General features: G+C 69.0%; 20 protein-coding genes. 14 read left to right on the top strand and 6 right to left on the bottom strand.

The window, feature by feature from the left end:
* Positions 1–13: 13 nt before the first annotated feature.
* Positions 14–2,788 (bottom strand): PQQ-dependent sugar dehydrogenase, encoded by a 2,775-nt coding sequence (locus tag AB0J66_RS44560; protein ID WP_364674122.1) that lies wholly within the window; start codon positions 2,786–2,788, stop codon positions 14–16.
* Between the two features lie 369 nt (positions 2,789–3,157).
* Between AB0J66_RS44560 and AB0J66_RS44555 the strand changes: the two genes are divergently transcribed.
* From AB0J66_RS44555 to AB0J66_RS44545, 3 genes are all read left to right on the top strand, one after another.
* On the top strand, positions 3,158–4,588 hold the full coding sequence (locus AB0J66_RS44555; protein ID WP_364674031.1) for a ricin-type beta-trefoil lectin domain protein: 1,431 nt from the start codon (positions 3,158–3,160) through the stop codon (positions 4,586–4,588).
* A gap of 332 nt (positions 4,589–4,920) precedes the next feature.
* Positions 4,921–6,261, top strand: a complete 1,341-nt coding sequence (locus AB0J66_RS44550) for a ricin-type beta-trefoil lectin domain protein (RefSeq protein WP_364674028.1) — start codon at positions 4,921–4,923, stop codon at positions 6,259–6,261.
* Positions 6,262–6,295: 34 nt separating this feature from the next.
* Positions 6,296–7,636: a PHB depolymerase family esterase gene (locus AB0J66_RS44545; RefSeq protein ID WP_364674025.1), complete on the top strand. Its 1,341-nt coding sequence runs from the start codon at positions 6,296–6,298 to the stop codon at positions 7,634–7,636.
* A 97-nt stretch (positions 7,637–7,733) separates the two neighbouring features.
* Here AB0J66_RS44545 and AB0J66_RS44540 read toward each other — a convergent pair whose 3' ends face one another.
* Positions 7,734–8,438 (bottom strand): FadR/GntR family transcriptional regulator, encoded by a 705-nt coding sequence (locus AB0J66_RS44540; protein WP_364674022.1) that lies wholly within the window; start codon positions 8,436–8,438, stop codon positions 7,734–7,736.
* A 221-nt stretch (positions 8,439–8,659) separates the two neighbouring features.
* On the opposite strand from AB0J66_RS44540, the gene AB0J66_RS44535 reads away from it, so the two are divergent.
* The 5 genes from AB0J66_RS44535 to AB0J66_RS44515 are packed head-to-tail and all read left to right on the top strand — an operon-like array spanning position 8,660 to position 14,523.
* Positions 8,660–9,721: a sugar ABC transporter substrate-binding protein gene (locus AB0J66_RS44535; protein ID WP_364674019.1), complete on the top strand. Its 1,062-nt coding sequence runs from the start codon at positions 8,660–8,662 to the stop codon at positions 9,719–9,721.
* A 29-nt stretch (positions 9,722–9,750) separates the two neighbouring features.
* Entirely contained in the window at positions 9,751–11,268 is a 1,518-nt protein-coding gene (locus AB0J66_RS44530) for a sugar ABC transporter ATP-binding protein (RefSeq protein ID WP_364674016.1), read from the top strand.
* Positions 11,261–12,298, top strand: coding sequence for an ABC transporter permease (locus AB0J66_RS44525; protein ID WP_364674014.1), 1,038 nt, complete (start codon positions 11,261–11,263; stop codon positions 12,296–12,298). The genes AB0J66_RS44530 and AB0J66_RS44525 overlap by 8 nt, the downstream gene beginning before the upstream one ends.
* Before the next feature lie 16 nt (positions 12,299–12,314).
* Complete coding sequence (locus AB0J66_RS44520; RefSeq protein WP_364674011.1) at positions 12,315–13,637, top strand: enolase C-terminal domain-like protein; 1,323 nt, start codon at positions 12,315–12,317, stop codon at positions 13,635–13,637.
* A complete protein-coding gene (locus tag AB0J66_RS44515) occupies positions 13,627–14,523 on the top strand; it encodes an amidohydrolase family protein (RefSeq protein WP_364674008.1) in 897 nt (298 codons plus the stop codon). Before AB0J66_RS44520 ends, AB0J66_RS44515 begins: the two co-directional genes overlap by 11 nt.
* 72 nt (positions 14,524–14,595) lie before the next feature.
* Here AB0J66_RS44515 and AB0J66_RS44510 read toward each other — a convergent pair whose 3' ends face one another.
* Positions 14,596–15,387 (bottom strand): SAM-dependent methyltransferase, encoded by a 792-nt coding sequence (locus AB0J66_RS44510; RefSeq protein ID WP_364674006.1) that lies wholly within the window; start codon positions 15,385–15,387, stop codon positions 14,596–14,598.
* A 305-nt stretch (positions 15,388–15,692) separates the two neighbouring features.
* Here AB0J66_RS44510 and AB0J66_RS44505 point away from each other — a divergent pair, with 305 nt between their 5' ends.
* Together AB0J66_RS44505 and AB0J66_RS44500 are read left to right on the top strand one after the other, a co-directional pair.
* Positions 15,693–17,021 (top strand): PHB depolymerase family esterase, encoded by a 1,329-nt coding sequence (locus AB0J66_RS44505; protein WP_364674003.1) that lies wholly within the window; start codon positions 15,693–15,695, stop codon positions 17,019–17,021.
* A 100-nt stretch (positions 17,022–17,121) separates the two neighbouring features.
* A complete protein-coding gene (locus AB0J66_RS44500; protein ID WP_364674000.1) occupies positions 17,122–18,177 on the top strand; it encodes a PaaX family transcriptional regulator C-terminal domain-containing protein in 1,056 nt (351 codons plus the stop codon).
* Here AB0J66_RS44500 and AB0J66_RS44495 read toward each other — a convergent pair.
* Positions 18,165–19,196 (bottom strand): SMP-30/gluconolactonase/LRE family protein, encoded by a 1,032-nt coding sequence (locus tag AB0J66_RS44495; RefSeq protein ID WP_364673997.1) that lies wholly within the window; start codon positions 19,194–19,196, stop codon positions 18,165–18,167. The genes AB0J66_RS44500 and AB0J66_RS44495 overlap by 13 nt on opposite strands.
* A gap of 200 nt (positions 19,197–19,396) precedes the next feature.
* On the opposite strand from AB0J66_RS44495, the gene AB0J66_RS44490 reads away from it, so the two are divergent.
* The 4 genes from AB0J66_RS44490 to AB0J66_RS44475 all read left to right on the top strand — a co-directional run bounded on the left by AB0J66_RS44490 (position 19,397) and on the right by AB0J66_RS44475 (position 24,180).
* On the top strand, positions 19,397–20,797 hold the full coding sequence (locus AB0J66_RS44490) for a non-reducing end alpha-L-arabinofuranosidase family hydrolase (protein WP_364673995.1): 1,401 nt from the start codon (positions 19,397–19,399) through the stop codon (positions 20,795–20,797).
* An 11-nt stretch (positions 20,798–20,808) separates the two neighbouring features.
* The gene (locus tag AB0J66_RS44485; RefSeq protein ID WP_364673993.1) at positions 20,809–21,966 is read left to right on the top strand and encodes a cellulose binding domain-containing protein; all 1,158 of its coding nucleotides are present in this window, start codon (positions 20,809–20,811) and stop codon (positions 21,964–21,966) included.
* A 101-nt stretch (positions 21,967–22,067) separates the two neighbouring features.
* Complete coding sequence (locus AB0J66_RS44480) at positions 22,068–22,361, top strand: chorismate mutase (protein ID WP_364673990.1); 294 nt, start codon at positions 22,068–22,070, stop codon at positions 22,359–22,361.
* 172 nt (positions 22,362–22,533) lie between these two features.
* Positions 22,534–24,180, top strand: coding sequence for a cellulose binding domain-containing protein (locus AB0J66_RS44475; protein WP_364673988.1), 1,647 nt, complete (start codon positions 22,534–22,536; stop codon positions 24,178–24,180).
* 54 nt (positions 24,181–24,234) lie between these two features.
* Here AB0J66_RS44475 and AB0J66_RS44470 read toward each other — a convergent pair whose 3' ends face one another.
* Together AB0J66_RS44470 and AB0J66_RS44465 are read right to left on the bottom strand one after the other, a co-directional pair.
* Positions 24,235–24,672, bottom strand: a complete 438-nt coding sequence (locus tag AB0J66_RS44470; protein ID WP_364673985.1) for an NUDIX hydrolase — start codon at positions 24,670–24,672, stop codon at positions 24,235–24,237.
* Positions 24,666–25,889 (bottom strand): hypothetical protein, encoded by a 1,224-nt coding sequence (locus AB0J66_RS44465; protein WP_364673983.1) that lies wholly within the window; start codon positions 25,887–25,889, stop codon positions 24,666–24,668. Before AB0J66_RS44465 ends, AB0J66_RS44470 begins: the two co-directional genes overlap by 7 nt.
* Positions 25,890–25,932: the final 43 nt, after the last annotated feature.

The following is a 25,932-nucleotide window of genomic DNA, read 5'->3' as shown; positions in this document are numbered from 1 at the left end:
ACCGGGGTTCCTCTCATGGCAGGGTCCAGCGCTGGTTGGTGCCGCCGTGGCAGGTCCAGATGATCAGCTGGGTGCCGTTGGCCGTGCTGCCGCCGTTGGCGTCGAGGCACTTGCCCGAGGCCGCGTTGACCAGCGAGCCGTTGGTGCCCGCGGTCCAGTTCTGCGCGGCCGCACCGGTGCAGGTCGACAGCTGCACCAGGCTGCCGTCGGCCGTGGCGCCGCCGGCCACGCCCATGCACTTGCCCAGGGCCCGCCACGTGCTGCCGTTACGGGTCCACTGCTGGTTGGTCCCGCTGTTGCAGGTCCACAGCTGGATCTTGGTGCCGTCGGTGGAGCTTCCGCCGTTGACGTCGACGCACGACCCGTTCGCGGCGACGATCCGGCCCGTGCCGCTCCCGGTCGGGGTGCCGCCGAAGGTGAAGGCGTCGACGTCGAACAGCGTCCCCGAGCCGCCCTGGAAGGTCAGATACAGGGTGGTCGTGCCGGCCGGGACCCCGGACAGGGTCGTCGACACCTCGGTGAAGGTCTCATAGCTGCCGGTCACGGGCACGGTGACCGAGCCGAGCACGGTGCCGGTGGCCGAGCCGGCGCGCACCGAGATCGTGCCGCCGGCGCCGCCGGACGAGACCCGGGCCGTGAACCGGCTCTCCCCGGCGAGGGAGTACCGCGAGAACGCGATCCAGTCACCGTTCTGGATGTCGCCGACGGTCTGCCCGCCCTCGGCGGTCGTCTTGCTGTACAGCGCGGTGCCGGACTGCGAGCTGCGGTGCTCGGCCTGCCGGTGCCGGGGCTGGAGGATCTTCTGCGCGCGGGTGGTCAGCGCGGGCTGGCCGTTGGCGCCCAGGTCGGTGTATTCCGCGTCGAGCACCGCGAACAGGTTGGCCGCCGTGTCGTGCTCGCCGTCGACCGGGATCTGCAGCGTTCCCGAGCATCCGGTGCTCGAGCTGATCGGGTGCGCGTGGTCGTCGTGGCCGAGCAGATAGCTCAACTTGACCCGGCTGCAGTCGACGGTGCCGTCCTCGGGATCCGACACGGTGATCGTGTACGGCACGCTGTCACCGAAGCTGAACAGTGCCCCGTCGGCCGGCGTGTTCAGCACGACCGTGGGTGCGGTGTTGCCCACCGTGACCGTCATCGAGGCGGTGGCGGTCAGGCCGGCCGGATCTCGTACGGTGAGGGTCACGGTGCGCTCGCCGGCCGCGGTGTAGGTGTGGCTGGGGTTGGCCGCTGACGAGGTGCCGCCGTCCCCGAAGTCCCAGGCGTAGGTCAGCGCCCCGCCTTCGGGGTCCGCCGAGCCGCTCGACGAGAAGTTGACGGTCAGGGGCGCTGCCCCGGACGAGGGGTTGGCCGCGACGCGGGCGATCGGCGCCTGGTTGTTGCCGGCCCCGTTGTACTCGATGCGGTACAGGGCGGAACTGGCGTCTCCGTTGCCCCAGCCGGTGCCGTAGTCCAGCACGTACAGGGCTCCGTCGGGGCCGAAGGCGCTGTCCATGACCTGCGTGCCGCGCCACGGGAAGTCGTTGATCTGCCCGGCCGACCCGTCGGTGTTGACGTCGATGGTCTTGATCCAGCGCCGGCCGAACTCCATGGCGAAGAAGTGCCCGTCCAGCGCCGCCGGGAACTTGACCGTGGACGGGTTGGCCGCGTCGTACCGGTAGACCGCGCCGCCCATCGGCGACTCCGACCCGCAGCCGAAGGCGGCCAGCGAGCAGTTGTCGTACTTGATCCATGCGGGCCGAGCCGCGGGCAGGGTGGTCAGGCCCGTGTTGCGCGGTGAGTTGTTCACCGGTGCGGCGCAGTTGAACCGGCTCCCCGAGGGCCCCGACGGGAACGTGTAGTCAACGTAGGTCTCGTTCGTCGTGTTCGAGCCGGTGCAGTAGGGCCAGCCGTAGTTGCCGGCGGAGGTGATGCGGTTGAACTCCACCTGACCCGCCGGCCCGCGCGTCGAACTGGTCGTACCGGCGTCGGGTCCGTAGTCGCCGACGTACAACGCGCCGGTCGCCTTGTCGACGCCGATCCGGAACGGGTTGCGCAGGCCCATCGCGTAGATCTCGGGCCGGGTGCGGGCGGTGCCCGGCGGGAACAGGTTGCCGGACGGGATCGAGTACGACCCGTCCGCGTTCACCTTGATCCTCAGCACTTTGCCCCGGAGGTCGTTGGTGTTGCCGGCGCTGCGCTGCGCGTCGTAGACCGGGTTACGGTTGCTGCGCTCGTCGATCGGCGTGTACCCGGCCGAGTCGAACGGATTCGAGTCGTCCCCGGTGGACAGATAAAGATTCCCGGCCGCGTCGAAGTCGATGTCACCACCGACGTGGCAGCACATGCCCCGGTTGGTGGCGACCTCGAGAACGGTCACCTGGCTGCCGGTGTTGAGGGTGTAGTCGGAGTTGAGCGTGAACCGGGCGAGCCGGTTCACCCCGTTCCAGGCCGAGAAGTCGGTGCCGGTGGCGGGCGCGTCACCGCTGGGCGTGGACAAGGGCGGCGCGTAGAAGAGGTAGATGAACCGGTTGGTGGCGAAGCCGGGATCGACTCCTACGCCCTGCAGGCCCTCCTCGTCGTGGGTGTAGACCGGCAAGGTGCCGATGGTGCTGGTCACCCCGGCGGCGGTGGTCCGGCGCAGCACGCCGTTGCGGGCCGTGTGCAGCACCGAGCGGTCCGGCAACACCGCCATCGACATCGGCTCGCCCAGCTCGCTCACGCCCCGGGCGAGTTCGACCTGCTGAAAGTCGGCCGCGTTCACCGGGTGGGCGGCGGCGGGAGAATCAGTGCCGGCAACGGTCGCCACCATGCCGGCGGCCGTCAGGACAGCGGTCGCTACCGCCGCCATCGCGCGTGTTCTCATACGTTGGTCACCTTTGTCGTCGGCTTCGATCTCGGACATCGCGCCTGCGCTCAAGGTGGGCCACGAGGGTGACGTGGCTTGTGGGGAGCGGCCGTGGCGGGCCTCGCGGAGTGCTCCAGCGGGGTCACCACGAAAGTGTGAACGTTAACATCCTGCGATCGGGGTGCGGGATGCGTCACTGCGCGAATGGCTAGGGGAGGCGCATGTCGTCACGCTAGGTGTTGCATCGAATACAGTCAATACTTGACGCGGCGTTCACCGGTCGGAAACATCGATGCTTCTCGCGAATGCCGCACTCCTCGGAGAGGGAGCATGATGACCTCTTTTCACCTCGGCCGGCTGGCCGCGGCGCTGGCCTTCCTCGTGGCGATCCCGCTGACGCTGGTGGCGACCGCACCGAGCGCTTCCGCGGCGACGAGCCAGTTCCGCGGCGTCAACTGGGCCCGCGCCGGCGACAACTTCACCGGCGAACCGCTGGTGCTGTACGGGTTGAGCAGCAGCGACAGCTACGCCACAGTGCGCGCCAAAGCGGACGCCGTCCTCGCCGGATTCGAGCGCAATCTGGGCGCGAACACCGTCCGGCTGCCGGTCAACACCTCGTCCGTCGGCACTCCGTGGTGGAATTCGTACACCGGCGTCATGGACTCGGCGACCGCCCGGGGTATGAAGGTCGTGCTCTCGTTCTGGGACGACGGCCGGGCGTCGTCCGGGGGTCGGATCACCGACACCACCGCCTTCAACGCCATGTGGGACACCGTCGTGGCCAAGTACGGCGCCAACCCGCTGGTCTACTTCGAGCCGATGAACGAGCCCGCTGGCTACAGCGCGGCCGACTGGAAGACCGTGGCCGCCGCCTGGCTCGCCGCGCGGCCGTCGGTGCCCCGCAATCGGGTGTTCATCAGCGGCTCCGGCCTGAACCAGGACATCAGGACGATGTGCTCGGACAGCCGCTTCGACGGAACCTACCTGTCCCTGCACCACTACACGTTCTTCAGCGGCGCGAAGACGTACGACGGATGGGTCGACTTCCTGCGCGACGCCATCGGCACCTGCGCCGGCCGCACCGTCATCGACGAGTTCGGCGCCCCGATGGACACGGGCCTCAACTACGACGACGCCGCCGGCACCGACAATTTCGTCCGCTACTTCCGCGCCACCACCCAGGTGCTCCGCGAGCTCGACATGGGCTCGATCTACTGGCCCGGCATCGGCGGCAAACTCACTGCCGGGCAGAACGACGACTGGTACGCCATGCAGAAACTGCAGGGCAGCGGCACCAACCTGACCCTGACCACGCCCAACGCGACGGGAGCCGGACGGCTGCGGTACGCCTGGGGCCTCACCGGCACCGACCCCACGCCCGGCAACCGGCTCCGCAACGGCGGCTCGGGCCGCTGCCTCGACGTTCCCGGCGCCACCACCGCCAACAACACCCAGGTCGCCCTCTACGACTGCAACACCGGCAGCAGCCAGCAATGGGTCAGCACCGCTGCCCGGGAGCTGCGGGTGTACGGCTCCAAATGCCTCGACGCCCGCGGCCGGGCCACCGCCAACGGAACCGCGGTCGTCATCTACGACTGCAACGGGGGCACCAACCAGCAGTGGAACGTCAACAGCAACGGCACCATCACCGGCGTGGCCTCCGGCCGCTGCCTGGACGTCACTCAGAACGGCACCGCGAACGGCGCCCGGATCCAGCTGTGGGACTGCACGGGCGGATCCAACCAGTCCTGGTCACCCGCCTGACGGCTCAGGTGACGGCTTTCAAGACCGAGCGCCGGGGAAGGTCATAACAGTTTATTCGAAGAAACTTTCGGGAGACTTCATCACCTTCGGTGGGCCTGAAGCTGGCGAATAAGCCGCATAAGCCCCTTCGATGTCCTGGTCCCGCGAGAAACTTACGAAACAGTTCCGAAACCTATTGTTCGCCGGCAACCGGCCTGCTTAGCATCCTTCCCATAGACGTATGTCCATGCCTGGTCTGGTTGTTGTCACCTCGGCGTAGGGGCGTTCTCCACCCTCCAGCGTGCCCACGATCGCGACCTCGGGCGCGGATTCGACAAGGAGGGGCCATGGCGATGGACAGTTTTTCGGACCACCTCGGCGGTCAACGTCGTAGACGGTCGGCGGCGAAGTGGACTGCGGTCCTGTCCACGATCATGGCGGCCGCCGTCGCGGTGAGCATGATCGCGATGTTCCCGAACGCGAGCGCGGCGGCCGCTGAAGACAACCCTTACCAGCGGGGACCGGATCCCACCGTGGCCAGCGTCGCCGCCCCGTACGGGTCCTTCGCCACCGCCCAGATCACGGTGCCACCCGGCAACGGCTTCAACGGCGGCTTCATCTACTACCCCACCGACACCAGCCAGACGTACGGCGCGGTCGCCATCGTGCCCGGCTACACCGCCCTGTTCGCCAACGAGGAAGCCTGGATGGGCCCGCGGCTGGCGTCCTTCGGGTTCGTCGTCATCGGCGTCGAGACCAACAGCCGCAACGACTTCGACACCGCCCGCGGCACCCAGTTGCTCGCGGCCCTGGACTATCTGACCAACTCCAGCGCGGTCCGCGACCGGGTCGACCGCAACCGGCTGGCGGTCATCGGCCACTCGATGGGCGGCGGCGGCGCCCTGTACGCGGCCACCCAGCGCCCGTCACTGAAGGCGGCCATCGGTCTCGCGCCGTACAAGCCGTCCGGCAACCTGGCCTCGGACACCGTGCCGACGATGATCATCGGCGGGATCAACGACACCACGGTCACGCCGTCCTACCTCGACGGTCTCTACCCGACCCTTCCGGCGGCCACGCCCGGCGCGTACCTCCAGCTCGCCAACGCCGACCACCTCTACTTCACCCGGCCCAACGACATCGAGCTGCGCAGCCAGATCGATTGGCTGAAGATCTTCGTCGACAACGACACCCGCTACACCCAGTTCCTCTGCCCGAGCATCAAGGACACCACCGGCATCGCCCGGTCGACCGTGAAGTGCTCGACCATCCCGGGCGGCGGTACGACACCTCCGCCCACCACGACGCCGCCGCCCACGGGGTCGAACCGGATCGTCGGAACGCAGTCGGGGCGGTGCGTCGACGTGCCGGGCGCCTCGCAGAACAACGGCACCCGCGTGCAGCTCTACGACTGCAACGGTCAGGCCAACCAGACCTGGACGCTCACCTCGAGCAAACAGCTGACCGTCTACGGAACCCGGTGCCTGGACGCCGCCGGCTCCGGCAACGGCTCGGCCGTGCAGATCTACAGCTGCAACGGCCAAGCCAACCAGCAGTGGAACGTCAACGCCAACGGCACCATCACCGGCGTCCAGTCCGGACGGTGCCTGGACGTCTGGGGCACCGGCAACGGCCAGCAGATCCAGCTCTACGACTGCAACGGCCAGGCCAACCAGCGGTTCAGCCTGAGCTGACCGAGCCGGCATCGCGTCGTCGAAAGAAGGTTTGATGAAGCGCCTCTTGACCATCCTGCTCGCCGCCGGCACGGCGCTGGTCGCCGGTCTGGCCGCGGTCCTGGTGTCCGGTTCCCCGGCGATGGCGGCGAGCCTGACCCGGGTGACCAACTTCGGCACCAACCCGACCAACCTCAACATGTACATCTACGTGCCGGAGAACCTCGCGCCCCGGCCGGCGCTGCTGGTACTGGTGCACTACTGCAGCGGTTCGGCGAGCGCCGTCTTCAACGGCAACGGCCACGACTACGTCACCGCCGCCGACCGCTACGGCTACATCATGGTGCTGCCCGAGGCCACCCGCAGCGGCGGCTGCTTCGACGTGTCGACCGCCGCCGGGCTCCGGCGCAACGGCGGCAGCGACTCCACCGGCATCAAGTCGATGGTCGACTACGCCCGCTCGCGCTATCCGAGCATCGACTCCTCCCGCATCGTGGTGTCCGGGTTCTCCTCCGGCGCCATGATGACCAACGTCCTGGCCGCCCAATACCCGGATGTCTTCAGCGCCGGGTCGGCCTTCTCGGGCGTACCGGCGGGGTGTTTCGCCACCAGCGACGGGTCGATGTGGAACAGCCAGTGCTCCGGCGGCAACGTCATCCGCACGGCCCAGCAGTGGGGCGACACCGCCCGCGCCATGTACCCGGGCTACACCGGCGCCTACCCGCGCATGCAGTTGTGGCACGGCACCACCGACACCACGCTCGCCTACCCCAACTTCGGTGAGGAGATCAAGCAGTGGACCAACCTGCACGGCCTGTCGCAGACGCCGGCCTCCACCGACCGCCCGCAGTCCAGCTGGACCCGGACCCGCTACGGTGACACCGGCACCCAGGCGACCGTCGAGGGGATCAGCATCTCCGGCGTCGGCCATCAGCTTCCGATGAGCGGCCAGATCGCGTACGCGATCTCCTTCCTCGGACTCGACCAGTCGTCGACCCCGCCGACGTCGCCCCCGCCTTCCGGGAGCGCGAACAGGATCGTGGGGACCCAGTCCGGCCGGTGCATCGACGTGCCGAACGCGGCGCGCACCAACGGGACGCGGGTGCAGCTCTACGACTGCAACGGCCAGGCCAACCAGCAGTGGACCTACACAGCGAGCAAGCAGCTCCAGGTGTACGGCAGCATGTGCCTGGACGCCGCCGGGTCCAGCAATGCGTCGGCGGTGCAGATCTACGCCTGCAACGGCCAGAGCAACCAGCAATGGAACGTCAACGCCGGCGGCGCCATCACCGGTGTCCAGTCCGGCCGCTGCCTGGACGTGTGGGGCACCGCCAACGGGCAGCAGATCCAGATCTACGACTGCAACGGGCGGCCCAACCAGCAGTTCACGTACTAGCCGTCATTTCCGGAGCCGGCTGGAGGGCCGCGGCTGAACAGCCGCGACTTCCGGCCGGCGTCTCTGGCCGAGTCGGCCGCCTTTGAACCGCGAAGGCTCAGATCTCGTCCGGGTCAGCCGCCTCGGTCTCGAGGTGGGCGCGCAGCCAGCTCTCGGTCGTGGCGACGTGCAGCAGCGCCGCCGCGTGCGCCAGCGCGCCGTTGCGGGCGGCCAGAGCCGCGTAGATCGCTTCGTGCTCGGCCAGGGTTCGTCCCGCGGCGTTGTCGTCGACGAGGCCACGCCAGACCCGCGCCCGCAGAGTCTGGCTCGACACGCCGTCCAGCAGCGTCGACAAGGTCCGATTGCCGGTGGCGGCGAAAACGGCACGGTGGAAGGCGGAGTCGTGCTCGTTGAGCAGCTCCACGTCGTCGCGGGCGCCGCGCATGGCCTCCAGGTGTCCGCGCACGGCGTCGAGCTGATCGCCGGAGATGCGCTCCGCGGCCAGGCCGGTCGCCACGGGTTCGAACAGCCGGCGTACCTCGGTCAGCTCCAGCAGGGTGTGACCCTGCAACAGCTCGACCGCCACGCCCACGCCCTCCAGCAGCAGCTCGGGCTCGAGGCTGGTGACGTAGGTGCCGGTGCCCCGGCGTACCTCCAGGACATTGGCCACCACCAGCGCTTTGACCGCTTCGCGCATGAGGTTGCGGCCCAGACCGAGGTCGGCGGCGAGCTGCTGCTCGGGCGGCAGCCGGGAGCCCGGGCGCAGCTCCCCGGTGAGGATGAGCTCACGGATGCGGGCGATGGCCTTGTCCGTCAACGACACTGTCGGTCCTCCTCGAAGTGAGCCCACGGTAGCAGGGACATCCCATGTCCATGGACTGCGTCGGTGGCTCGGCTTCGGTTAACTCGGCATTACGCGGCAATTTCGGCGCGATCTATGGACAGGAATTGGTCTACGGGTCTACAAAGACATCCCATGTCCTCCTCATCGACGGAGATCATTCTTAGTTCCTGACGCCTCGTGCGACATAGATCGGAGCACCGATGAGACTTCGAACCGGCACCGTGGGAGCCGCCCTTCTGCTGGCCGCCGCGCTCACCGCGGCCTGCGGCGACGACGGCAATGCCGGCGCCTCCGCCGACGGCAAACCCCTGGTCGGGGCGGACTACCCGCGTTCCGACACCGACTTCTGGAATTCGTACATCAAGTACACGCCGCAGTTCGCCGGCGAGCTCGGCGTCGACCTGAAGACGACCAACTCGCAGAACGACGTGGCGAAGCTGACCGCCAACGTGCAGACCTTCATCAGTCAGGGCGTCAAGGGCGTCGCGATGGCCCCGCAGGACACCGCGGCCATCGCGCCGACGCTCCAGCAGCTCGAGGCCAAGAAGATCCCGGTGGTCACGGTCGACACCCGGCCCGACACCGGCAACGTCTTCATGGTGGTGCGGGCCGACAACCGGGCGTACGGCGAGAAGGCCTGTCAGTTCCTGGGGGCCAAGCTGAACGGCGCCGGCAAGGTCGTGATGCTGCAGGGCGGCCTGGACTCGATCAACGGCCGGGACCGCACCGAGGCGTTCAACGACTGCATGAAGAAGAACTACCCGAACATCACCGTCTTCGGCGAGGCGACCAACTGGGACGGGGCCGTCGCCTCACAGAAGCTGCAGACCCGGCTCACCGAGCACCCCGACATCAAGGGCGTCTACATGCAGTCCAGCTTCGCCCTGGCCGGGACGCTGCAGCTGCTCAAACAGCGCGGCCTGCTGGTGCCGCCGACCGATCCGAAACACGTCTTCGTGGTCAGCAACGACGGCATCCCGCAGGAGCTGAAGGGCATCGCCGCCGGTGAGATCGACGCCACGGTGTCGCAGCCCGCCGACCTCTATGCGAAGTACGCCCTGTCGTACGTGAAGGACGCCATCGACGGCAAGACCTTCCAGCCGGGGCCGACCGACCACGACAGCACCATCATCCAGGTCCGGCCCGGGCTTCTCGAGGACCAGCTGCAGGCCCCGCTGGTCACGGCGGACGGCGCCACCTACGGCGGCGTGCCGAGCGTGAAGTCCGACGACAAATCGCTCTGGGGCAACAACCTCAGCTGAGGCGACGCGGCGAGCGGAGGCACCACGAGATGAGTGACAACCGAGAGGCCGCCCCGCCCGTGGTGGAGGCGACGAAGATCAGCAAACGGTTCGGATCGACCGTGGCCCTTCACGACGCCGGCCTGGTCGTGCAGCCGGGGCAGACGCACGCGCTGGTGGGCCGTAACGGGGCCGGGAAGTCGACGCTGGTCTCGATCCTCACCGGACTGCAGCAACCGGACGCCGGCCGGCTGCGGTTCGGCGGGCGGCCGGCGCCGAGGATCAGCGACCGGGACGGGTGGCGCCGCGAGGTGGCCTGCGTCTATCAGAAGTCGACCATCATCGGCTCGCTGTCGGTGGCCGAGAACCTCTTCCTCAACCGGCAGGATCGCGGTCGCGCCGGTCTGCTGGACTGGCCGGGGGTACGGCGGCGGGCGCGGGAGCTGCTGGCCACGTACGGGGTGGACGTCGACGCCCGTACCCTGGCCGGCGACCTCTCGGTGGAGCAGCGGCAGTTCGTCGAGATCGCCCGCGCGCTGTCCTTCGGGGCGCGGTTCATCATCCTCGACGAGCCCACCGCCCAGCTGGACGCGGCCGCGATCGCCCGCCTGTTCAGCAAGATCCGCGAGTTGCAGGCGCAGCGGGTCACCTTCCTGTTCATCAGCCACCACCTGCAAGAGGTCTACGACATCTGCGACACGGTGACGGTCTTCCGGGATGCCCGCTGGATCGTCACCGCACCGGTCGCCGAGTTGCCGCACGCCGATCTCGTCGCCGCGATGACCGGCGACGCGGGCGGCTTGACGGCGAACCGGGAACGGCCGGCGGTCAGCGCCGCCGTGATGCCCACGCTGCAGGTCAGTGATCTCAGCGGGGACAATTTCGCCGAGCTGAGCCTCGAGATCCGGCCGGGCGAGATCGTCGGCGTGGCCGGAGCCGGCGGCAGCGGGCGGACCGAGCTGGCCGAGACCGTCGTCGGGCTGCGGCGACCCGCGTCCGGGACGACCACCGTCGGCGTCACGCGGGTCAAACCCGGCGACGTCGGCGCCGGTCTCGCCGCGGGTATCGGCTTCGTCCCGCAGGACCGGCACCGCCAGGGCTTCGTCGCCGACATGTCGATCGCCGACAACGCCACCATGACGATCGCCGGGCGCCTGGGGCGGGCCGGCCTGATCAGCCGGCGCCGGACCGACGCGGAGGCGCGCGCCATGATCGAGAGCCTGGCGATCAAGACCACCGGTCCGGAGCTCGCGGTACGTGCTCTCTCCGGGGGCAACCAGCAGAAGGTGGTCATGGCGCGCGCTCTGGCCAGTCATCCGCGCCTGCTGGTGCTGATCAACCCGACCGCGGGCGTCGACGTCCGGTCCAAACAGTTCCTGCTCAGCAAGGTCGACGAGGCGGCCGATGGCGGCACCGCCGTGCTCGTCGCCTCGGACGAGCTGGACGACCTGCGCCCCTGCGATCGGGTCCTGGTGCTGTTTCAGGGGCGCCTCGTCGCCGAGATGCCACGGGGCTGGCATGACCACGAACTCGTGGCCGCGATGGAAGGATTGAACCGGCATGTCTGACACCGCAACCGCGCAGGCATCCCAGCGCGACGCCCCCGACCCGCCGCGCTCCGGCCGCCGCCCCGCCGGGCTCCGGCTGGCCCGGCTGCGCGATCTGGTGCTGGTGCCGGCGATCGTGGCCATCGCCGTCATCGGGCAACTGGTCAGCCCGGTGTTCCTCAACCGCGACAACCTGATCAACATCCTGCAGACGATGTCGGAGATCGCCCTGCTGGTGCTGGCGCAGACGCTCGTCCTCGTCGCGGGCAAGATGGACCTGTCCCTGGAGTCGACCTTCGGCCTCGCGCCCGGCATCGCGGCGTGGCTGACCGTGGCCGCCGGCGCCGGACACGGCCTCGGCGCGCTCTCCGGCGTCTGGGCGGTGCCCATCACGTTGCTGGTCGGTGTTCTGGTCGGCGCCGCCAACGCAGTTCTGATCGTGCGGTTCGGGCTCAACGGATTCATCGTGACCCTGGGCATGCTGATCGTGCTCCGCGGCCTGCTCACCGGCATCTCCGGCGGCCAGACGTTCTTCGGCCTGCCCTCGTCGATGATGTACCTCGGCACGGCCGTGTGGCTCGGGCTGCCGGCGTCGGTGTGGCTGTGCCTGGTGCTTTTCGCGGCCGGCGTCGTGGTGCTCGGCTACACCCGGTTCGGTCGTGCTCTCTATGCCATCGGCGGCAACGCCGACGCCGCCCGGGCCGCGGGCATCCGCGTCGAGCGGGTTCTGGCCATCGTGCTGATCGTGGCCAGCGTCCTGGCCGCCCTGGGTGGTCTGCTCCTGTCCGGGCGACTGGCATCGGTCGCCGCGGCCCAGGGAAACGGCTACATCTTCACCGTCTTCGCCGCGGCGGTGATCGGCGGCGTCAGCCTCAACGGGGGCAAGGGCACCGTGTTCGGGGCCTTCACCGGCATCCTGCTGCTCTATCTGATCCAGAACGTGCTGACCCTGGCGTCCGTGCCGGCGCAATGGATCGGCGCCCTGAACGGCGCGATCATCCTGATCGCCCTCGTGCTCTCGAGGATCACCTCGGGCAAAGCCCAAGACTGACGACCGGAGTGATCCCATGACTGCTGTTCGCGCTGCTTCGATCACCGGCCTTGACGTGCTCGACGTGCGCTTCCCGACCTCGGAGCACCTCGACGGATCCGACGCCATGAATCCCGAACCGGACTATTCCGCGGCCTACGTGATCCTCCGGACCGACGCGCCGGACGGTCTGGAGGGCCACGCGCTGGCCTTCACCACGGGACGGGGCAACGATGTACAGGCGGCCGCCATCGCCGCGCTGGCGCCGTACGTGGTCGGTCGGGAGGTGGGCGACGTCTGCTCGGACCTGGGCGGCTTCGCTCGCGGCCTGACCCACGACCCGCAGCTGCGCTGGCTCGGGCCGGAGAAGGGCGTCATCCACATGGCCACCGCAGCGGTGGTGAACGCGGCGTGGGACCTGGCCGCGAAACGGGCCGGCCTGCCGGTGTGGCGCTTCCTCAGCCAGATGCCACCCGAGGAGATCGTGTCGCAGGTGGACTTCCGCTGGCTCAGCGACGCGCTCACCCCGCAGGACGCGCTTGAGTTGCTGCGCCGGGCCGAGCCAGGACGGTCGGAGCGCACGGCGCGGCTCATCGAGACCGGCTACCCGGCGTACACCACCACACCGGGCTGGCTCGGCTACTCCGACGAGAAGCTGACCAGACTCGCGCAGGAGGCGGTGGCCGACGGTTTCACCCAGATCAAGCTGAAGGTCGGCGCGTCGCTCGAGGACGACATCCGCCGGATGCGAGCCGCCCGGGCCGCGGTCGGCCCGGACGTCCGGATCGCCGTCGACGCCAACCAGCGCTGGGACGTCGCGCCGGCGATCGAATGGATGCGGGCCCTCGCCCCCGGCCGGCCGTACTGGATCGAAGAGCCCACCTCGCCCGACGACATCCTCGGGCACGCCGCCGTGCGGGCCGGGGTGCACCCGATCAAGGTGGCCACCGGCGAGCACGTCGCCAACCGGGTCATCTTCAAGCAATTGCTGCAGGCCGGCGCCGTGGACATCGTGCAGATCGACGCCGCGCGGGTCGGCGGCATCAACGAGAACATCGCGATCCTGCTGCTGGCGGCGAAGTTCGGCGTCCCTGTGTGCCCGCACGCGGGCGGCGTCGGCCTGTGCGAGATGGTGCAGCATCTGGCGATGTTCGACTACGTCGCGGTCTCGGGCACCGTCGAGGACCGGGTGATCGAGTACGTCGACCATCTGCACGAGCATTTCGTCGACCCGGTACGTCTACGCGACGGCTGTTATCAGGCCCCGGCCCGGCCCGGGCTCAGCGCGCAGATGCTGCCGCAGGCGCTCAAGGAGTACGCATATCCCGACGGACCGGTGTGGTCCTCCCGTGTTGCCTGACCCCGGCCTGGTCGACGCCCACCACCATCTGTGGGATCTGGACCGGCGCCCGCAGCCCTGGCTGGACGAGCCTGCCCACCAGCCGATCCGCCGGACCTTCGACACCGCGGATCTGACCGCGGCGGCCACCCGGCCGATCGCCGGCCGTCGGTTGCGGACCACGGTGCTGGTGCACTGCCTGGATTCGGTCGACGAGACGAGGGAGCTGCTGGCGCTGGCCGCCGAGGACCCGTTGATCGGAGCCGTGGTCGGCTGGGTGGACCTGACATCGCCGGCCGTCGGCGACGTTCTCGACGAGCTGAGCGCGAGGCCGGGCGGCGCGTACCTGCGCGGTCTGCGCCATCTCGTCCAAGGCGAACCGGACCCCGGCTGGCTGCAGCGCCCGGACGTCGAGCGCGGGCTGCGGGCGGCCCGGCACCGCGGGCTCGGATACGACCTCCTCATCCGCAGCCACCAGTTCCCGCAGGCCATCCGCCTGGCCGAACGGCTACCGGAGCTGCCGATCGTCCTCGACCACGCGGGCAAGCCACCGATCGCCGGTGGCGATCTCGCGGACTGGGAACGGCAGCTGCGCCGCCTGGCCCACCATGAGCAGGTGACGTGCAAGGTCTCCGGACTGATCACCGAGGCCGACCATGCGCTCTGGAGCCCGGCCGACATCCGGCCGGTCGTCGAGGTGCTGCTGTCCGCGTTCGGTCCGCGGCGGCTGATGTTCGGATCCGACTGGCCGGTCTGCACGCTGGCCGGCGGCTGGGACCGGTGGGCCGCGACGATCGAGGATCTGCTGTCCGGCTGCTCACCCGAGGAGACCGGCGCCGTGCTGTCCGGCACCGCTCGCTCCTTCTATCGCCTGGGCCGCGGCGCCGACGCGAGGCCGACCGGGTGATGACCGGGCGACGCGGTCGCCGGAACAGAGCGCGCCGCGAGCCGGCGACCAACAGGCCGGCCCCGAACCTCTTCATCGAACCCGAGCAACCCCGCCATAGACCGAGACAGCGGCATCCGGCTCGGTGCTGGACTCGCCGGGCTGTGGACGCCACTGGGTGAGCACCTGCAGTCCCGGATCGACCAGGTCAAGTCCGTCGAAGAAGCCTTCGATCTCGGCCCGGGACCGCACCCGCATGGTCACGCCCTGCCGCCGGTAGATCTCGGTCACCGCCGCCCACGACTCGGGAGCGAAATCGCCGGTCAGGTGGGACAAGGCGACGAAACTGCCCGGTGGCAGCGCCTCGGTCAGGGTACGCACGATCCCGTACGGGTCCTGGTCGTCACCGATGAAATGCAGGACCGCGACCAGCAGAAGCCCGACCGGACGTTGGAAGTCGAGGACCGCTCGGACTTGCGGGGCGGTCAGGATCTCCGCCGGGTGGAGCAGGTCGGCCTGAACGAAGTCGGTCACGCCGGCCGGATCCCCGTCCAGCAGGCCTTGTGCGTGGGCCAGCACGATCGGATCGTGGTCGACGTAGATCACCCGCGCCGCCGGATGCACGGCCTGCGCGACGTGATGGACATTGGGCGCGCTCGGGATGCCGGTTCCGATGTCGAGGAACTGGTCGATGCCCTGCTCGGCGGCGAGGTATCGGACGGCTCGGCGAAGAAAAGCCCGGTTCTCCCGGGGCGGCACGCGGCTGGCCGGGTTGGACTTCATTCCCTGCTCAGCGGCTATCCGGTCGGCTTCGAAGTAGACGTCGCCGCCGAGAAGAAAGTTGTACACCCGGGCAGGATGCGGCCGGTCCGTATGCAACTCCATGCCCGCATCCTAGGCGCCCGCAGGAATCACTTCGACCCATCGCCGTACGTCGATTGACAGTTGAGAGGTCCGGGTGCACGCTAAGTGCCATACGACGCGTGTCCGCCGGTGCGCGACACGGCCGTGGCACGGCGGTCGGCGCTGATCACGGCGCCCGTACGGGTGAGGACAGGGCAGATCACCCGCACGTCTCACCGGCGTTCGGCGCCGGTGACCACCGCGGGCTCGGCCGCCATCCCCTCATGGGCTTTTGCGCGGGCGTGACTTCTCCGGCGCGGGCCCGACGTGCTCCAGGAGTGACGACTATGAAGATCAGACGAAGTGTGTTGTACGGCCTGGCCGCCCTGCTGGCCGTGGCCGGTCTCGCCGTCTCGGCGCCCCGTGCGGCGCTCGCGGCCTCGCTGACCGAGGTGACCAGCTTCGGCAGCAACCCGGGCGGCATGCGCATGCACATCTACGTGCCGGACTCCCGCCCGGCCAACCCGGCGATCGTGGTCGCCATGCACGGCTGCGGCGGTTCCGGGCCCGGCTTCTACTCGGGCAGCGAGTTCGCCTCGCTGGCCGACCGGTACGGATTCCTCGTGATCTACCCGTCGGCGATGCAGGAGGCCGGCTTCGGCAAGTGCTTCGACACGTGGTCGGCGGCGTCCAAACAGCGCAACGGCGGCAGCGACCCGGTCTCGATCGCCTCGATGGTGGCCTACGCCGGTCAGCGTTACGGCGGCGACCTGACCCGGGTGTACGCCACCGGCAGCTCCTCCGGCGGCATGATGACCCAGCACATGCTCGCTCTCTACCCCGACCTGTTCAAGGCCGGCGCGTCCTTCATGGGCGTGCCGTTCAACTGCTTCGCCAACGCGGCCGACTACCCGCCGGGCGGCCAGTGCACGGGCGGCAGCATGAACCGCACACCTCAGCAGTGGGGCGACGCCGTGCGCCAGGTGAACCCCGGATTCAGCGGCGCCCGCCCCCGCGTCCAGCTCTGGCACGGCACCAGCGACACCCTCGTGCCGTACTCGCTGCTGCAGGAATCGGTCGAGCAGTGGACCAACGTCTTCGGGCTGAGCACGACCCCCACGTCCAGCGACACTCCGCAGTCGGGCTGGAACCGCCGCCGCTGGGCCGACGCGTCGGGCACGGTGCAGGTCGAGGCGTACAGCATCCAGGGCGCCGGGCACTCCCTGCCCAGCAGCGGGATGGCGGCCGCCGCCGTCGCCTTCTTCGGCCTGACCACCCCCACGACTCCTCCGACGACCCCGCCCACCACTCCTCCCACGACCCCGCCCACCACGCCTCCGACGACCCCGCCGGCGACCTCGGCGTGCCGGGTCACCGCCACGGTCAACGCCTGGAACAACGGGCTGACCGCGAACCTCACCATCACCAACACCGGCAGCGCCGCGATCAACGGCTGGCAGCTCGCCTTCGACCTGCCCTCGGGCCAGACCATCACCGGCGGCTGGAGCGCCTCGTACGCACCGGCCTCGGGACGGGTCACGGCGACCAACGCCGGCTACAACGGCAGCCTGGCGCCCGGCGCGTCGACCACGGTCGGATTCCAGGCCACCCACTCCGGCAACAACGGCGCCCCCACGGCGTACGCGCTCAACGGCTCCGCCTGCGTCGCCGGCTGAGGTAAGCCCCGGTGGGGACGGCGCGAGGCGCGCCGTCCCCATCGGTGGCGTGGGAGGATCTTCGGTAGTCGTCAGCCCCCGACTATGCCGGAGCCGTCGCGTGACCAGCCCGTACGACATCGACGAGATCTTCCCGGACGACGCGGCGGGTACGGTGCGCCTGCCGCGCCGCCAGGCCGGCAACTCGCCGCAGGATCTGACGGTGACCCTGCTGGCCGACTACACCCTGCGCACCCGGGCCGAGCTGCCGTCGGCCGCCATCGTGGCCCTGCTCGCCGAGGCCGGCGTGAGCCCGGCCGGGGCCCGCACCGCTATCAGCCGGCTCGCCCGACGCGGGGTGCTGCAGGTACGGCGTCAGGGGCGGCGGAGCGCCTACCGGCTCACCCCGGAGGCGGCCGACTTCCTGGCCGTCGGCGGCAGCTGGATCGCCTCGGCGGCCACCGGCGCCGAACCGTGGGACGAGCACTGGACGCTGATCGCCTTCTCGTTGCCTCAGTCGGAACGGGCCCGGCGGCAGGAGCTCCGCAACAGGCTGCGCTGGATGGGGTACGCCCCGCTGTACGACGGTCTGTGGATCTCGCCGCACGATCTGCCGGAGAAGGCCCGGGAGCAGTTCGCCCTCATCGCGCCCGGCGCGATGACGGTGTTCCGCGCCAAGCACGTCGAGCTCGGCGCCGGCCCCCACCGGAACCCGGTGGAGGCCTGGGACATCGCCGCCATCGCCCGCGAGTACGAGAAATTCCTCGACCGTTGGCGCCACGTGCCGGCCCGGATCGCCGCCGAGCAGCCGGCCGGGGCCGAGGCGGTGCGGTTCCGCACCGAGGTGATGGACACCTATCGGCGTCTGCCCGTTCTCGACCCACGCCTGCCCCTTCACCTGCTACCGGCGGGGTGGCTGCGGCAACCCGCCCGGGATTTGTTCGTCGCCGTCTACGACGGCCTGGCCGGCACGGCGCAGGAACACGTCCGGACCGTCGCGGCGGGTGTCACCGACGGGCCGGTCACCGGTATCCGGGCGCACACCGTCGCCGACCTGTCCGCCGGCCTGCCGTCCGGCCCGGCCGAACCGGCCGTCGGCCGCACCCGGGTCCGGCGGGCCGCCCGGCCGGAAGACGCCACGGGGCGCCCGGGAGGAGCAGGCTTTCAGTATGGATAGCCCGGCACGCCCAGCTCGATGGCGGCGATTCCGTAGTCGCCGCTGCGCCCGGCCGTGATGTAGAGCGTGCGCCGCTCCGGCCCGCCGAACGCCGCGTTGGTCGCCTCCGGGCCGGCCGTGATGGTGCCGAGCTCGGCGCCGGCGGGCGTGAAGACGTGCACCCGGCCCTCGTTGTGCGACACCCAGTAGACGTTGCCCGCGCAGTCGACCGTGACCCCGTCCGGGCTGCCGATGGAAGCGAAAACCCTGCGCGCGCCGGTGCTGCCGTCGGGCTGCACGGCATACGCGTAGATGACGTTCTCCCCGTACGCGCCGACGTACAGCGTACGACCGTCGGGCGACAGGGCGATGCCGTTGGGCTGGCGCACGGTGTCGTCGACGAGTCCCACCTGGCCGTTCACGACCCGGAAAACCCCGGTGCGGCCGCGCATCTCGTCGCTGCGGCGGCCCCGCTGGAAATTGGGATCGGTGAAGTAGACGACGCCGTCGGCGCGGACCGTGACGTCGTTCGGCGAGTTGAACGCCCGGCCCTGGAAGTTCGCCGCGACCACCGTGCGGGCGCCGTCGGAGAGCCGGAACGCGGAGACGCCGCGGTTGTCATGCGTCGCCCCGATGATCTGCTGCCCGTCCGGGCTCAGCGCCAGGCCGTTGCTGCCCGAGGCGGCCACGAAGGTCTCAGCCGGCGCGCCGGGGGTCAGCCGGTGGATGGTCGACGGCTGGACCTGCTGGGCGCCGGCGGCCGGGCGGAGATCGGAGACGAGCAGATGGCCCGGCTGGTCGATCCACACGGGCCCTTCGAGGAAGGCGAAGCCGCCCTGCACCCGAGAGGCGGACAGCGTGGGGCCGGGAAGGGGTGGCTCGGACGGGGTGGAAGCCGCGCACACGCCGGGCGGCGCTCCGGCCGGAGTCCCGGGGTCGGTCGCGGCCGAGGCGACCGGCACCCCGGCCAGGACCAGGCAGGCGGCGCCGAGAACGGCGGTGACGGGCCGGGCCAAGGATCGTCTGACATCGACGTTCATGATTGTGAACGTAGCATCCGGGGGTGGATGCGCAACCGAGGACGCTCCGCGCCGAATCGCCCGTTTGCATCGATCGCCGCCGATTCTGGCCGACCTATTGAGGGTATGGGAGCGCTCCCGTAACGTGCCAGAAGGACGTGTTAACGATAACAAGCGTCAATCTCTCATCCCCGCTGTCCTTCCCCAGGTCAGGAGATTCCATGAAGCTGTCGAGATCGACCAAGATCGCTATAGTGTCGGCCGGCGCGGCCGTGCTGGCGTCGACCGCCGTCGCCGCGGCCGGGCCGGCCGGCGCCGCGGCGACCGGCTGCTCCGTGACCTACGCCGTGTCGTCTCAGTGGCAGGGCGGGTTCGGCGCCAACGTGTCGATCACCAACCTGGGCGACGCAGTGTCCGGCTGGACGCTGACCTGGTCGTACGCCGCCGGGCAGAGCGTGACGCAGGCCTGGAACGCCACGGTGACCCAGAGCGGCTCGGCCGTGACCGCCAAGAACGCCGGCTACAACGGATCGATCGCGACCAACGGCACGGTGTCGTTCGGCTTCAACGGGTCGTGGACCGGCAGCAACCCCGTTCCGGCCACCTTCGCGCTCAACGGTGTGACCTGCACGGGAAGCACCGTGCCGTCGACCCCACCGCCGTCGACGACGCCGCCGTCCACGCCACCGCCGTCGACCCCGCCACCCACGGATCCCACGTGCACGCTGCCGTCGAGCTACCGCTGGACCTCGACCGGCGCGCTGGCCGAGCCCAAGAACGGCTGGACGTCGCTCAAGGACTTCACCAACGTCGTCTACAACGGCAAACACCTGGTGTACGCGTCGAACGTGTCGAACGGCTCGTACGGATCGATGAACTTCGGCCTGTTCACCAATTGGTCGGACATGGCCTCGGCCAGCCAGAACGCGATGAGCCAGGGCACCGTCGCGCCGACGCTGTTCTACTTCGCGCCGAAGAACATCTGGGTGCTGGCCTACCAGTGGGGACCGACGTCGTTCAGCTACAAGACGTCCACCGACCCGACCAACGCCAACGGCTGGTCCAGCGCGCAGACGTTGTTCACCGGGACGATCTCCGACGCCCCGTACGGTGTCATCGACCAGACGCTCATCGGTGACGGGCAGAACATGTACCTGTTCTTCGCCGGCGACAACGGCAAGATCTACCGGGCGAGCATGCCGATCGGCAATTTCCCCGGCAGCTTCGGCGCCTCCTACACCACGATCATGAGCGACACCACGAACAACCTGTTCGAGGGCGTCGAGGTGTACAAGGTGGCCGGGCAGAACCAGTACCTCATGCTCGTCGAGGCCATCGGCGCGAACGGGCGCTACTTCCGCTCGTTCACCGCGAGCAGCCTCAACGGCACGTGGACCCCGAACGCCGCCACCGAGAGCAACCCGTTCGCGGGCAAGGCCAACAGCGGCGCCACCTGGACCAACGACATCAGCCACGGCGACCTGGTCCGGAGCAACCCCGACCAGACCAAGACGGTCGACCCGTGCAACCTGCAACTGCTCTACCAGGGCAAGAACCCCAACGCCGGTGGCGACTACAACAACCTGCCGTGGCGTCCGGGCCTGCTGACCCGGCAGCGATGAGGGGAACCGACATGAGAAGAGCGCTTCTGGCGGCCGTTCTCGGTTCCGTCACCGCCGCGGCCGTCGCGTTCGGCGCGGCCCCGGCCGACGCGGCCGTCGGCGGGTCCGGCCCTTACCCGGCCGACTACGAGACCTCGGCCGGGCTGTCCAACCACACCATCTACCGGCCGCAGACCCTGCCGTCGCAGTCGATGCCCCTGTTCGTGTGGGGCAACGGCGGCTGCTCGGCCAACGGGCTGTCCCAGCAGAACTTCCTGCGTGAGATCGCCTCGCACGGCTTCCTGGCCATCGCCAACGGCGGCCCGAACGCCTCCGGCTCGACCAACTCGGCGATGCTCACGCAGAGCATCGACTGGGCGGTGGCCGAGAACTCCCGGTCCGGCAGCAAGTACTACGGGAAAATCGACACCAGCAAGGTGGCGGTCGGCGGATTCTCGTGCGGGGGGCTGGAGGCGTACGCGGTCTCCAGCGACCCGCGCGTCACCACGACCACCATTTTCAGCAGTGGGCTGCTCAACGACGCCGACGACTACCAGTTGCGCCGGCTGACCAAGCCGATCGCCTACTTCATCGGCGGGCCCAGCGACATCGCCTATCCGAACGCCATGGACGACTGGGGCAAACTCCCGGCCGGGCTGCCCGCCTTCATGGGCAACTTGAACGTCGGCCACGGCGGCACCTACGACCAGGCCAACGGGGGCGAGTTCGGCCGGGTGGCGGTGCTCTACCTCAAGTGGCGGCTCAAGGGTGACACCACCGCCGGCGCCAACTTCGCCGGTTCCGGTTGCGGTCTGTGCCGCAGCGGCCAATGGCAGGTCCAGCAAAAGAACCTGACCCTCGACGGGGACACGCCGCCGCCCACCGAGGAGCCGGGCACGGGCTGCTCCGCCACCTACGCGGTGCAGGACCAGTGGAACGGTGGCTTCGTCGCCAACGTCACCGTCACCGCCGGCTCGGCCTCGCTCAACGGTTGGCGCGTCTCGCTCGGCCTGCCGGGCGGAGCGTCCATCAGCTCACTGTGGAACGCCGTGGCGAGCGGTAACAGCGGCGCGGTCACCGTCACCAACCAGAGCTACAACGGACGGCTGGCCGCCGGCCAGAGCGTCACCTTCGGCTTCCAAGGCACCGGAAACGGCAGCGGCGCCACGGTAACCTGCGCCGGGAGCTGAAGGACTCCGGTGACCGGACCCGCGATGGGCCGCGGGTCCGGTCACCGGCTCATCTCGGCTTCCCTGCCGCGCGTCGACCACCCAAAGGATTGGCGATTCCCGTGTCCGAACCCGAATCCCTCGCCGGCGTCCGCTCCCGCATCGATGACCTCGACACCCAGCTTGTGGCGCTGCTGGCCCAGCGCCAGCGGCTGGTCGAGACCGCAGCCGGTTTCAAGCGCGACGAGAACGCCGTCCGAGCACCCGACCGGGTCGACCAGGTCATCGCCGCCGTCCGCGCCAAGGCCACCACCGCGGGCCTCGACCCCGCGGTGGCCGAGGCGGTCTGGCGCTCGATGATCACCGCTTTCATCGAGCTCGAACTGGCCCGGCACCGCAGTGCGGCGGAACTATGACGCCGACGGCCGCCGCCGGATCGCGCGAATTCCGACCGCGGAAAAACTGTTACGTCGTCCGCCGATAAATGTCTTGGAAGCGGCCTCTTGAGCACCGGGAAACAAGCTGGCAATATCGGCGTACATAAATGGGAGCGCTCCCATTCCTCGACTTCTCACCTGAGGATCGACCATGAACGAGAACCATGATGAGCTGATGGCCCCGCCGTCCCGGCCGCTGCGCCGCAGGACCGTCCTGACGACGTTGGGAGCTCTGCCGGTCGTCGCGGTCGCCGGGTCGGTCCTCACGGCCACCGAGGCCTCGGCCGCGGCGGCCAACGTCAACCCGTCGGCGCCGCGGCAGACTATCCGGGGCTTCGGCGCCATGTGTCACGCGGCCTGGATCGGCGACCTGACGGCGGCGCAACGGGACACCGCGTTCGGCGCCGGCGACGGCCAGCTGGGGTTCTCGATCCTGCGGATCCCGGTCAACGAGAATCAGTCGGACTGGGGCCGTGATCTGGCCACGGCGCAACGGGCCGTAGCGCTCGGGGTGACCGTCTTCGCCTCGCCGTGGAACCCGCCCGCCGGCATGACCGAGACCTTCAGCCGCGGGAAGCGCCTGAAATACAGTTCGTACGCCGCGTACGCCCAGCATTTGAACGACTTCACCACCTACATGCGCAACAACGGGGTCGACCTGTACGCCATTTCGGTGCAGAACGAGCCCGACTATGCGGAGACCTGGACGTGGTGGACCGCCGCCGAAATCGTTCAGTTCCTGCGGGCCAACGCCGGCTCGATCAGCACCCGGGTCATCGCGCCCGAGTCCTTCCAGTACATCAAGTCGATGTCGGACCCGATCCTCAACGACGCCACGGCCCTGGCCAACGTCGACATCATCGGCGCGCACCTGTACGGCACGCCGTACGCCAACTTCCCCTACCCGCTGTTCCAGCAGAAGGGAGGTGGCAAGGAACTGTGGATGACGGAGGTCTACTACCCCAACAGCAGCGATTCGGCCGATGCCTGGCCCGGGGCGCTGGAGGTGGGGGAGCACATGCACCACGCCATGGTGGACGCCGGCTTCCAGGCGTACGTCTGGTGGTATCTGCGGCGCAGTTACGGCCCGATGCGCGAGGACGGCCGGATCAGCAAGCGCGGCGCCGTCATGGCGCAGTTCTCCCGTTTCGTGCGGCCCGGCTACGTGCGGGTCGACGCGACGGCGAACCCGGCGTCCAACGTCTTCGTGTCGGCGTACCGGGGCGGGGACACCGTCGTCATCGTCGCGGTCAACAAGAACACCTCGGCGGTGAGCCAGCAGTTCACCCTGGCCGGAACCACCACGTCCGGGACCGTCGCCGCCTGGCTGACCGACGCCGGCAACAACGTCGCCCGACAGAGCGCGCTGAGCATGGCCAACGGCTCGGTCACCGCCACGCTGCCCGCCCGCAGCGTACTGACCCTGGTCACCAGCGTGACCGGCCCGACCTCGCCGCCTCCGACGACTCCCTCCGCCGGCGCCGGGCCGAGGGTCGGCTACACGATGAGCACTTGGAGCTCGGGCTTCACCGCGACGGTCAGCATCACCAACACCGGCGCCTCGGCCATCAACGGCTGGACGCTGAGCTTCGCCCTGCCCTCCGGGCAGGCCATCACCTCCGGCTGGAACGCCACCTACTCGCCCTCCAGCGGGACGGTGAACGCCCGTAACGTCGACTACAACGGCACGCTGGCCCCCGGCGCCACCGTCGAGATCGGCTTCCAGGGCACCCATACCGGCAACACCGCCGAACCGGCTGCCTTCACCCTCAACGGCGTCGCCTGCACTGTGGTCTGACCGCAGCCCACGGCGCCACGTAGCCGTTTGCGCCGGTTTCCAGGCCGGTTGATCTCACAAGCCGATCGAGGATTTGGCGCCGACGTAGCTTCCCGCATTGGGGAAGCCAAGTTGCACCAGCTGGGCGAATCGCCCACTGAAGCCGAGTGACTCCAGCGACGTCACGGCGACGTAACGGACGGCGCGTATGGGGTGGGAGTCGGCGTCGGAACGAGCACGGCCGAGACTGCCGCCGACCCGCGCGACCTCGAACATCATGTGTACGACGTGACGGTTCCCGGCGCCGAAGTAGTCCGACACATAGAGGAGACGCTGGACCTTCACTTCCAATCCGGTCTCCTCCAGCATCTCTCGGCGGAGTGCGTCGTTGAGCGTTTCCCCCTCTTCCACCGCTCCACCCGGAAGACTCCACGTTCGATCAGAATCGGCATCCTGATCGAGCAGCAGGATTTCGTCATTTTCGACCAGCACGCCAGTGACCCGAATCAACACGAGGGCACGGTAACACCGTCCAGTGCCGATGGTCGCGTCGCGTCCCGCATGAAGCTCAGCTTCGAATAGAAGGTGGACTCATGCCGGATGCCCAGATCCGTCAGCACTCCGCCGAGAAATTCTGTCACTCGTTCGAGCTCAGGTGTGATCGATTCTTCGTTTGGCGGCAGGTAGCTCCTGGTGTGTACATACTCCACCTCGCATTGGCGCAAGGTCGGTTGCTCCCCGTCGCCTTCGACCCGCGACTCGTCGGCAACGATGGTGTAGACGTGCCCGGTCCTGCCGGATTCAAGGTGCGCTTCGTAGGAAACCCGTCTGAAAGCGCCCAGCCTCCGCCCGTCCAGGCCCAGCTCGTTCAGCTCACCCTCGAACGTCCCGGCCGCGAGTTCGTCTGTTCTCCAGATACGTTCCCCGCGGTCGTAGCCGTCGGACGTGAACCATTTCTTCTTGATGATCCACGGGCCGGCCGCCGTCGGCGAGAAGGACATGTAGCCGCGATGTTCCGGAGGTCCGGTGATCTCATACATGGTATTCAACGCGTCGAAACGTTTGAGCTCGTCACCGAACTCGACCGTGAAACCGTCGAGCTTCCCGCGGGCCACGCGCGCATGACATTCGCTTGTTATACCCCAGAGGTCGACAGGGGCCAGGAGTTGGTACTTGGTTTCGAGTTCCCGGTCCGGCAGAAGGCGGCGGTAGGTTCCCCGGGGATTCCCCAGTGCTCGCGCCCCGGCGTCCTGGAGTCGGCAGGCGCGGGAAAACAGGGTCCGGACGTCGTCGTCCCAGCTACCGCCTGCGGACTCCGTTTCTTCCTCGGCCAGCCTCAGGAACAGCGCGTCCTGCCCGTTGAAGCGAACTTGACCGAAGAGGCTGTACGTCTTACCCCCTTCGGAAGGGCGCACGTAGAACAACGGGATCCAGTTCTCCACGTCCTCGGCGTCCGTCGTACACGCGGCAACGAGGTCACGGACCCACTTCACGAGCCGCGAATTCTCGTACAGATCTCCTTGGCTATCAAGGACGAGCGTCCGCGGGGGACCCTGCTCGCTGAGGAGTGCGCACGCCGGCGCACCGGCAGTCAACCGTCTCCGGACGTTGTTGGTCTCATCCGCCGCCCTCCGATCGTCCGGTACGACGAGATAGGTAGCCACCTTCCCGCCGTGAAGCGCGCGAGAGTTCCCGATGATGAAGAAGGGAGATCCCATCAGATCATGCATACGGTCCACCTGAATACCTCAATTCTGCGACGGGAGACGGCGT

It is taken from the genome of Actinoplanes sp. NPDC049598, assembly GCF_040675435.1.
Lineage (GTDB): Bacteria > Actinomycetota > Actinomycetes > Mycobacteriales > Micromonosporaceae > Actinoplanes.
The sequence above is the reverse complement of the archived record's forward strand: the minus strand, read 5'-3'. Positions and strand labels throughout refer to the sequence as shown.

Coding starts and splice junctions, on each gene's coding strand:
- AB0J66_RS44560 (WP_364674122.1), bottom strand. CDS start 2,788: ATGGTGGCGACCGTTGCCGGCACTGATTCTCCCGCCGCCGCCCACCCG.
- AB0J66_RS44555 (WP_364674031.1), top strand. CDS start 3,158: ATGACCTCTTTTCACCTCGGCCGGCTGGCCGCGGCGCTGGCCTTCCTC.
- AB0J66_RS44550 (WP_364674028.1), top strand. CDS start 4,921: ATGGACAGTTTTTCGGACCACCTCGGCGGTCAACGTCGTAGACGGTCG.
- AB0J66_RS44545 (WP_364674025.1), top strand. CDS start 6,296: ATGAAGCGCCTCTTGACCATCCTGCTCGCCGCCGGCACGGCGCTGGTC.
- AB0J66_RS44535 (WP_364674019.1), top strand. CDS start 8,660: ATGAGACTTCGAACCGGCACCGTGGGAGCCGCCCTTCTGCTGGCCGCC.
- AB0J66_RS44530 (WP_364674016.1), top strand. CDS start 9,751: ATGAGTGACAACCGAGAGGCCGCCCCGCCCGTGGTGGAGGCGACGAAG.
- AB0J66_RS44525 (WP_364674014.1), top strand. CDS start 11,261: ATGTCTGACACCGCAACCGCGCAGGCATCCCAGCGCGACGCCCCCGAC.
- AB0J66_RS44520 (WP_364674011.1), top strand. CDS start 12,315: ATGACTGCTGTTCGCGCTGCTTCGATCACCGGCCTTGACGTGCTCGAC.
- AB0J66_RS44510 (WP_364674006.1), bottom strand. CDS start 15,387: ATGGAGTTGCATACGGACCGGCCGCATCCTGCCCGGGTGTACAACTTT.
- AB0J66_RS44505 (WP_364674003.1), top strand. CDS start 15,693: ATGAAGATCAGACGAAGTGTGTTGTACGGCCTGGCCGCCCTGCTGGCC.
- AB0J66_RS44495 (WP_364673997.1), bottom strand. CDS start 19,196: ATGAACGTCGATGTCAGACGATCCTTGGCCCGGCCCGTCACCGCCGTT.
- AB0J66_RS44490 (WP_364673995.1), top strand. CDS start 19,397: ATGAAGCTGTCGAGATCGACCAAGATCGCTATAGTGTCGGCCGGCGCG.
- AB0J66_RS44485 (WP_364673993.1), top strand. CDS start 20,809: ATGAGAAGAGCGCTTCTGGCGGCCGTTCTCGGTTCCGTCACCGCCGCG.
- AB0J66_RS44475 (WP_364673988.1), top strand. CDS start 22,534: ATGAACGAGAACCATGATGAGCTGATGGCCCCGCCGTCCCGGCCGCTG.
- AB0J66_RS44465 (WP_364673983.1), bottom strand. CDS start 25,889: ATGCATGATCTGATGGGATCTCCCTTCTTCATCATCGGGAACTCTCGC.